This window comes from Lamprobacter sp. (genome assembly GCF_034860625.1).
In the GTDB taxonomy this organism is placed as follows: domain Bacteria; phylum Pseudomonadota; class Gammaproteobacteria; order Chromatiales; family Chromatiaceae; genus Lamprobacter.
On the sequence record NZ_JAYESN010000738.1, the window covers coordinates 1 to 589 of the forward strand.

The following is a 589-nucleotide window of genomic DNA, read 5'->3' on the forward strand; positions in this document are numbered from 1 at the left end:
GCCGCCCTTGAGCTGACCGAGGTTCAGCGCCGCCGCGTGTTCGATAGCGTGATCTTTTGGGACATCTGTGGCTCCAGTCTGAAGCTGGCCCAGTTGATCCAGGGCAATGTGGTGCTCACACGCCTCGCCGATGACCTGGGCCGCGCCTATCGCGATGACCGCCCGGCGGTGGTGATCTTTGATCCGCTGGTGTCATTCGGCGCCAGTGAGAACGCCGTGAACGACAACGAACAGGCCTTGATCACCTCAGCGCGACGCATTGTTCGCACGCTGGACTGTTGCGTGCGTTTCGTTCACCACACCGGCAAGGCCAACGCCCGTGCCGCGACCTTGGATCAGTACAGTGGCCGAGGGGGATCGGCGTTGGCCGATGGTTCGCGCATGACCACCGTGCTCCAAGCCTGGAATCCCAATGATGACGGCCACCTAAGACCTCCATCGGGCTGTAAGCCAGACCCCGAGAGCAGTCTCACGATTCTGGCCCGGGCTAAGCTGAGCGATGCACCGCCCAATCTGCCAGAGCTCTGGATCAAGCGCAGGGGCTACGCCTTCGAGAGCTTCGTGGAGCTGAAACGCTCACCGGAGGAGG

Annotated in this window: 1 protein-coding gene; it reads left to right on the plus strand. The window is 62.5% G+C overall.

Annotated elements, in window-relative coordinates; genetic code table 11:
• The coding region (locus tag VBE63_RS31070; protein WP_323686789.1) for an AAA family ATPase at nt 1–589 on the plus strand (589 nt) is incomplete at both ends.